The 8,011-nt window shown below is 60.3% G+C and carries 6 protein-coding genes; 4 read left to right on the top strand and 2 right to left on the bottom strand.

Going from position 1 to position 8,011, the window contains the following annotated elements:
* Together lptG and lptF are read right to left on the bottom strand one after the other, a co-directional pair.
* Positions 1 to 1,008: LPS export ABC transporter permease LptG (gene lptG, locus AC1D2Q_RS29360; RefSeq protein WP_477815523.1), on the bottom strand; the 1,008-nt coding region annotated here is incomplete at its 3' end.
* Positions 1,001 to 2,119 carry an LPS export ABC transporter permease LptF gene (gene lptF / locus AC1D2Q_RS29355; RefSeq protein WP_477815522.1) on the bottom strand — a complete coding sequence of 373 codons (1,119 nt, stop codon included), beginning with the start codon at positions 2,117 to 2,119 and terminating at the stop codon, positions 1,001 to 1,003. The genes lptG and lptF, both read right to left, overlap by 8 nt.
* A 294-nt stretch (positions 2,120 to 2,413) precedes the next feature.
* Here lptF and AC1D2Q_RS29350 point away from each other — a divergent pair, with 294 nt between their 5' ends.
* The 4 genes from AC1D2Q_RS29350 (at position 2,414) to AC1D2Q_RS29335 (ending at position 7,870) form a co-directional block, all read left to right on the top strand.
* Complete coding sequence (locus tag AC1D2Q_RS29350) at positions 2,414 to 3,904, top strand: leucyl aminopeptidase (RefSeq protein WP_477815521.1); 1,491 nt, start codon at positions 2,414 to 2,416, stop codon at positions 3,902 to 3,904.
* Between the two features lie 60 nt (positions 3,905 to 3,964).
* The gene (locus tag AC1D2Q_RS29345; protein WP_477815520.1) at positions 3,965 to 4,393 is read left to right on the top strand and encodes a DNA polymerase III subunit chi; all 429 of its coding nucleotides are present in this window, start codon (positions 3,965 to 3,967) and stop codon (positions 4,391 to 4,393) included.
* An 8-nt stretch (positions 4,394 to 4,401) separates the two neighbouring features.
* A complete protein-coding gene (locus AC1D2Q_RS29340) occupies positions 4,402 to 4,785 on the top strand; it encodes a DNA polymerase III subunit chi (RefSeq protein WP_477815519.1) in 384 nt (127 codons plus the stop codon).
* Positions 4,786 to 5,023: 238 nt separating this feature from the next.
* Entirely contained in the window at positions 5,024 to 7,870 is a 2,847-nt protein-coding gene (locus AC1D2Q_RS29335; protein ID WP_477815518.1) for a valine--tRNA ligase, read from the top strand.
* Positions 7,871 to 8,011: the final 141 nt, after the last annotated feature.

Below are 8,011 nucleotides of genomic sequence, written 5' to 3'. Positions count from 1 at the left end.
CACCAGCACCGCAAACAGCGGCGAGAAACCGAACACCAGGCTCGAAGGCCCGAGCAAGTCCTGGACGATACGGAAAGTGAAGCCCACCAGTACGCCAGTGAAAACCCGCTGGCCAAGGGTCACCGATCGCAGCGGACCGAAGATGAAGGAAATCGCCATCAACACCAATGCAGCGGTCACCAGCGGCTGCAACACCTTGACCCAAAACGCCAGCCAGTAACGACTGTTGCTCAGGCCCTGGTCGGCCAGATAGTGGATGTAATTCCACAGACCGCTGATCGACAGCGACTCGGGCGCCATCACCACGGTACTCAGCAGTTGCGGGCTCAGGGCTATTTCCCAGCGTTCCACAGGGGCAGTCACCACTTCGGTACTTTTGTCATGGAACAGCGTGGTCGTGACATCGGTCAGTTGCCAGTGATCGGTATCGAATTCCGCACGTTTGGCGAAACTCGAAGACAGCATGTGGCGTTGATCGTCAAAACGATAACGGGTCACGCCGTACAGCAGACCGTTGGGTTGCACGGAGTTGACGTGAATGAACTCATCACCCTGACGGTGCCACAAACCGTGCTTGGCGCTTTGCGCATCGCCACTGCCCTGGGCCAGCGAGCGGTTGGCTTGAGCGGTGATTTCCGTGGCCGGCGCGACGTACTCGCCGATCACCAGCCCTACCACCATCAGGATCAGCATCGGCTTCATCACGGCCCAGACGATCCGACCGATGGACACACCGGCGGCACGCATGATGGTCAGCTCGCTGTGACTGGCCAGACTGCCGAGACCAATCAGGCACCCGATCAGCGCTGCCATCGGTAACATGTCGTACAGGCGGCGCGGCGCGGTCAGCAACACGTAACTCAGGACATCCATCAGCGTGTAGGTATCGCTGACTTCGCTCATCTCATCGATGAAGGCGAACAGCGTTGCCAAGCCCAGAATGATCCCCAGCACCGCCAGGATCGCGATGAACACGCTGCTACCAATGTAGCGATCGAGCTTATCCACGGGCCACCTCCAGCGCGCTGCGGCGACTCGCCATCTTCAAGTTCAGCGACTCCCAGTACAGCAAGCCCAGACCGATGACCAGGAAGATTGCATGCACCCACCACAAACCCAATGCCGGCGGGATCTTGCCCTTCTCAAGGGCGCCGCGAGCGGCAATCAGGATGGTCAGGTAAGCCATATAAAGAAGAATCGCCGGCAGCAGCTTGAGGAAACGGCCCTGACGCGGGTTGACCCGCGACAGCGGCACCGCCATCAGGGTCACGATGAAGACCAGCAACGGCAGGGACAGGCGCCATTGCAGTTCGGTACGCGAACGGATGTCGTCGCTGGCCAACAAGGAACTGGTGGTCATCGCATCACGATCAGTCACTTCGTCGCTGACGTCCGGTTTTGGCAGTAATACGCCGTACTCGTCGTACTTGATGGCGCGGTAGTCGGCCAGACCCGGATTACCGTCGTAGCGGTAGCCGTTGTCGAGAATCAGGTAACGGTTGCCATCAGGCCTGATTTCCTGACGGCCCTTCTCGGCCACCAATACGGAAATCCCCCGATCCTTGTTGTCGGAACTGACATTTTTTTGCGAAATGAACACGCCGCCCAGATTGATGCGGTCATCCGACAGTTGCTCGGTGTAGGTCACCCGAGTGCCGTCGCGCAAGGCCTGGAAGCGCCCCGGCTCGAGGGTGTCGAACTCGGTCAGTGCGTCCTGTTTGTTCAGCAGCAGCTGGAACTGGTTGGCACCTTGTGGCGCCAGGCTCAGGCTCAGCCACGCCACGACCAGGGCAACCAGGGTCGCCGGAAAAAGAGTCATGGCAAACAGACGCTGCTGGCTCATGCCAGTGGCAGACAACACGGTCATTTCACTTTCGAGGTACAGACGACCGTAGGCCAGCAGGATCCCGAGAAACAGCCCCAAAGGCAGAATCAGCTGCAGGAAACCCGGCAGACGAAAGCCCATGATCAGGAACAGCGAGCTCGGGTCCAGGAGCCCTGAGGCTGCCTGGGCGAGGTATTTGATGAAGCGTCCGCTCATGATGATGACCAGCAGCACGGCGCTGACGGCGCTCAAGGTCAACAGGACTTCGCGGGATAGATAACGGAAGACAATCAAACCAGACACTCCAGGGTTGTCAGGCTAAGCGGCCAAACAAGCAAACATATCAGCCGGCCCGCAGGGCAGAGCCGCCGAAAAAGATGCGCATTATCCTGTGATTGAGTGCGCCTGTCACTGCGCATGCTCAAGCAGGCACCTGAACCGCTGAAGTTCGCATAACCGAGGGTTGTCAGGCGCAGGCAGCGAGGTTCAAACTGCGGCCTTTGTCGCTGGCAATACACCGGCGCCTTTCTACTTATAAGCAAGCCTCTGCGCGTCGCGCAGTTTGACCATTAATTCAGGGACCCGGACATGGAACTGGTTGTAAAAAGCGTTAGCCCGGAAACGTTGAAGACCGCCACGCTGGTGGTCTCCGTCCGCGAAGGCCGCAAGCTCGGCACCGCTGCCAAACAACTCGACGAACTGAGCGGCGGCGCTATCAGCGCAGTGCTCAAGCGCGGCGACCTGGCCGGCAAAGTCGGCCAAAGCCTGTTGCTGCACAGCCTGCCCAACCTCAAGGCCGAACGCGTGCTGCTGGTGGGCGTGGGCAAGGATGAAGAACTGGGCGATCGCCCGTTTCGCAAAATCATCGCCGGCATCCTCAATACCCTGAAAGGCCTGGGCGGCAGCGATGCAGTGCTGGCCCTGGACGAAGTGGTGGTCAAGGGCCGTGACAGCTATGGCAAGACCCGCCTGCTGGCCGAAACCCTGGTGGACGGCGAGTACACCTTCGAACAGTTCAAGAGCCAGAAAGCCGACCCGCGCGCCCTGAAGAAAGTCACTCTGGTGACCATCAAGGCGGCACAGGCTGAAGTCGAACGCGCTGTGGCCCACGCCACCGCGATCGCTAACGGCATGGCCTTCACCCGTGACCTGGGCAACCTGCCGCCGAACATCTGCCACCCGACGTTCCTTGGCGAACAAGCCAAGAACCTGGGCAAAGAGTTCAAAAGCCTGAAAGTTGAAGTCCTCGATGAGAAGAAGATCAAGGACCTGGGCATGGGCTCGTTCTACGCCGTCGGCCAGGGCAGCGCCCAGCCACCGCGCCTGATCGTCATGCAATACAACGGCGGCAAGAAATCCGAGAAGCCGTACGCCCTGGTCGGCAAAGGCATCACCTTTGACACCGGCGGCATCAGCCTCAAGCCGGGCGCCGGCATGGATGAGATGAAGTACGACATGGGTGGCGCCGCCAGCGTGTTCGGTACCCTGCGTGCCGTGCTTGAGCTGAAACTGCCGATCAACCTGGTGTGCATCCTGGCCTGCGCCGAGAACATGCCGAGCGGCAACGCTTCGCGTCCGGGCGACATCGTTACCACCATGAGCGGCCAGACCGTGGAAATCCTCAACACCGACGCCGAAGGCCGTCTGGTGCTGTGCGATGCCCTGACCTACTCCGAACGCTTCAAGCCGCAAGCGGTGATCGACATCGCCACCCTGACCGGTGCTTGTGTCGTGGCACTGGGCGCCCACACCTCGGGCCTGCTGGGCAACAACGACGAACTGATCGGCCAATTGCTGAGCGCCGGCCAATCCGCCGACGACCGCGCCTGGCAACTGCCGCTGTTCGATGAGTATCAAGAGCAGCTGGATAGCCCGTTCGCCGACATCGCCAACATCGGCGGCCCGAAAGCCGGCACCATCACCGCTGCCTGCTTCCTGTCGCGCTTCACCAAGAACCTGAATTGGGCGCACCTGGACATCGCCGGCACGGCCTGGACCAGCGGCGGCAAGGACAAGGGCGCCACTGGCCGTCCGGTTCCCCTGCTGACCCAATACCTGCTGGACCGCGCCAAGGCCTGAAACCGATGACCTCGGACGGCGTCACTTTCGGGTGACGCCGCCCGAGGTTCAGGAACCGCAATGACCAAAGTCGACTTCTATATCCTGCCCAGCGCCGATCCTTCGGCGCGGCTGGATTTCGCCTGCAAGCTCACCGAAAAAGCCTGGCGCATGGGCCACCGCATTTACCTGCATTGCAGCGATGCCGCCCAGCGTGATGACCTCGATGCGCGTTTGTGGGCCTTCAAGGGTGAAAGCTTCGTGCCCCACGGTCCCGCCGAAAGCGAGCCGGAGGGTTTGATTGTCCTGGGTCTTGGCGATGACTGCGGTCAGCATCAGGATCTGCTGGTCAATCTCGACCTGAAAGTCCCGGCTTTCGCCAAACAGTTCACCCGCGTGGCGGAAGTAGTGGTGGAAGATCCGACGATTCGTGCGGCTGCGCGGGAGAGTTTCCGTTTCTACCGCGAACAGGGCTATCCTCTGCAAGATCACCGTTTACAGCGACTCTGAGCACTCCGATGGACACTCCAAAACCGCCGCAAAAGTCCGCGCACCTGCTGGAAGACCTTGAGTCGATCCGCCAACTGCTCGGCGATGACAACCTGCAACCACCCTTGCTGACCGACGCCGTCATTGAAGGCGACCAGGAACAGATTCCCATGCTGTTCGACACCGTCGGCCATGCGCCGCAGGTCGAACCGCCACCACCCGCTCCGGCCGCCCAGCCTGCTCCTGCCGCCAACAAGGGCCCCGATGCCCTGTTGCATCTGGATAGCGAGCTGCGCGCCGCCGCGCAATTGATCATGCAAGACGTGATCGACGACTTCGCCCCGCACATCGAAACCGAAATCAAACGCCGCCTTGATGCACGGATGGAACGGTTGCTAAGCCAGTACGAGTAACCCCCAATTCCCCAATGTAGGAGCTGCCGCAGGCTGCGATCTTTTGACTTTGATCTTCAGTGATCTTGAAGACGCCAAAAGATCGCAGCCTGCGGCAGCTCCTACAAGGGAAGTCACCTTACCCTAAATCTCCCCCACATTTGATCTGCGCCCTGTCCGCCCCTGCTCGCCCTACGCCCCGTGCCCCGCTATACTTCCCGGCTTTTCCTGAATAAATGCCAATAGGGTCCCGCCGCGCATGGATAAGACCTACCAGCCGCACGCCATTGAAACTTCCTGGTACAACACCTGGGAGTCCGAGAACTACTTCGCCCCGCAAGGCGAGGGCGAGTCCTACACCATCATGATCCCGCCGCCGAACGTCACCGGCAGCCTGCACATGGGTCACGGCTTCAACAACGCGATCATGGACGCCCTGATCCGTTTCCGCCGCATGCAAGGTCGCAACACCCTGTGGCAGCCGGGTACCGACCACGCCGGTATCGCCACGCAAATGCTGGTGGAGCGTCAACTCGAAGCCCAGGGCCAGAATCGCCACGATCTGGGCCGTGAGAAATTCCTCGAGAAAGTCTGGGAATGGAAGGATCAGTCCGGCGGCAACATCAGCCGTCAGATCCGCCGCCTCGGCTCGTCCGTGGACTGGAGCCGTGAGCGCTTCACCATGGACGACGGCCTCTCGGAAGCGGTGAAAGAAGCCTTCGTGCGCCTGCACGAAGACGGTCTGATCTATCGCGGCAAGCGTCTGGTCAACTGGGACACCAAGCTGCACACGGCGATTTCCGACCTTGAAGTGGAAAACCACGACGAGAAAGGTTTCCTGTGGAACCTGAAGTACCCGCTGGCCGATGGCGCCAAAACCGCTGAAGGCAACGACTACCTGATCGTCGCGACCACGCGTCCGGAAACCATGCTCGGCGACGCCGCCGTGGCCGTTAACCCGAACGATGAACGCTACAAAGCCCTGATCGGCAAATTTGTCGAGCTGCCGCTGGTTGGCCGCCGCATCCCGATCATCGCCGACGATTACTGCGACCCTGAATTCGGCACCGGCTGCGTGAAAATCACCCCGGCCCACGACTTCAACGACTATGAAGTCGGCAAGCGCCACAACCTGCCGCTGCTGAACATCTTCGACAAAAACGCCCATGTACTGCCTGCGGCCCAGGTGTTCAATCTCGACGGCACACTGAACGAGAGCATCGACGGCAAGATCCCGGCCGAATACGCCGGCCTCGACCGCTTCGAAGCGCGCAAGCAGATCGTGGCAGCGTTCGAAGCCGCCGGCCTGCTGGTCAGCGTCGACGACCACGCCCTGAAAGTGCCTAAAGGCGACCGCTCCGGCACCATCATCGAGCCGTGGCTGACCGACCAGTGGTACGTGTCCACCAAGCCATTGGCCGAGCCGGCCATCGCTGCGGTTGAAGACGGCCGCATTCAGTTCGTGCCAAAGCAGTACGAAAACATGTACTTCTCGTGGATGCGCGATATCCAGGACTGGTGCATCAGCCGTCAGCTGTGGTGGGGCCACCGCATTCCGGCCTGGTACGACGAATCGGGCAAGGTCTACGTCGGTCGCGACGAAGCCGAAGTGCGTGCCAAGCACAATCTCGGGCCGGACGTTGCGCTGCAACAAGACAACGACGTTCTGGATACCTGGTTCAGTTCGGGCCTGTGGACCTTCTCCACCCTTGGCTGGCCGGAGCAGACTGAATTCCTGAAGAAATTCCACTCCACCGACGTGCTGGTGACCGGTTTCGACATCATTTTCTTCTGGGTTGCCCGGATGATCATGCTCACCATGCATTTGGTGAAAAATGAAGGCGGCACGCCACAGGTTCCGTTCAAGACTGTTTATGTGCACGGTCTGGTGCGTGATGGCCAGGGCCAGAAGATGTCCAAGTCCAAGGGCAACGTCCTGGACCCGCTGGACATCATCGACGGCATCGAGCTGGAAGAGCTGGTGCAGAAACGCACCTCCGGCATGATGCAGCCGAAACTGGCGAAGAAGATCGAAAAGCAGACCCGCGACGAGTTCGCCGACGGCATCGCCAGCTACGGCACCGACGCCCTGCGCTTCACCTTCTGCTCGCTGGCGTCCACCGGTCGTGACATCAAGTTCGACATGGGCCGCGTCGAAGGCTATCGCAACTTCTGCAACAAGATCTGGAACGCCGCGCGCTACGTGCTGGACAAGGGCGAAGACTGCGGCCAGAACGGCGAAGCCTACGAGCTGTCCCTGGCGGATCGCTGGATCATCTCGCAGTTGCAACGCACTGAAGCCGAAGTGACCCGTCAGCTCGATCAGTTCCGTTTCGACCTGGCCGCACAAGCCTTGTACGAGTTCATCTGGAACCAGTATTGCGACTGGTACCTGGAACTGTCCAAGCCTGTGCTGTGGGACGAAAACGCGCCGGTCGAGCGTCAGCGCGGCACCCGTCGCACCCTGGTTCGGGTGCTGGAAGTCGCTCTGCGCCTGGCTCATCCGTTCATGCCGTTCATCACCGAAGAAATCTGGCAACGCGTCGCACCGCTGGCCGGCATCAAAGGCAAGACGATCATGCTGCAACCGTGGCCAGTGGCTAACGAGGAACGCATCGATCCGGCCGCCGAAGACGACATCGAATGGCTCAAGGGCCTGATGCTCGGCACCCGTAACATCCGTGGCGAAATGAACATCGGCCCGGGCAAGCCGCTGAACCTGTTCCTGAAAAACGTCAGCGCCGAAGATCAGCGTCGACTCACCGAGAACGAAGCCCTGCTGAAGAAGCTGGCGCGTCTGGAATCGATCACTGTTCTGAAGGCTGGCGAAGAAGCCCCCCTGTCCGCCACTGCACTGGTTGGCGAGATGGAAGTGCTGGTGCCGATGGCCGGCCTGATCGACAAGGACGCCGAACTGGCGCGCCTGGACAAGGAAATCCTGCGTCTGCAGGGCGAAGTTCAGCGCGTCGGCGGCAAGCTGTCCAACGCCGGTTTCGTCGACAAGGCCCCGGCCGAAGTTATCGAGAAGGAACGCGCCAAACTGGCTGAAGCTGAACAGGCTTTGGGCAAGCTGGCGGAGCAGCATGCGCGGATTGCCAGTTTGTAACGGCACGTCGCAATGAAACAGGGAGGCCCGCGTGGCCTCCCTTTTTTATGCCCGCCACTTTCCCCAAACACCAAAAATCCCCTGTAGGAGCTGCCGCAGGCTGCGATCTTTTGATCTTGTTTTAAAGCAAAATCAAAAGAT

This window comes from Pseudomonas sp. P1_A1, from assembly GCF_056406935.1.
This window is presented reverse-complemented; position numbering and strand designations above follow the sequence as displayed.

Excerpts from the sequence above, each read along its gene's own strand:
- AC1D2Q_RS29340 (WP_477815519.1), top strand. The coding sequence starts at position 4,402 with ATGGACACTCCAAAACCGCCGCAAAAGTCCGCGCACCTGCTGGAAGAC.
- AC1D2Q_RS29345 (WP_477815520.1), top strand. The coding sequence starts at position 3,965 with ATGACCAAAGTCGACTTCTATATCCTGCCCAGCGCCGATCCTTCGGCG.
- AC1D2Q_RS29350 (WP_477815521.1), top strand. The coding sequence starts at position 2,414 with ATGGAACTGGTTGTAAAAAGCGTTAGCCCGGAAACGTTGAAGACCGCC.
- AC1D2Q_RS29335 (WP_477815518.1), top strand. The coding sequence starts at position 5,024 with ATGGATAAGACCTACCAGCCGCACGCCATTGAAACTTCCTGGTACAAC.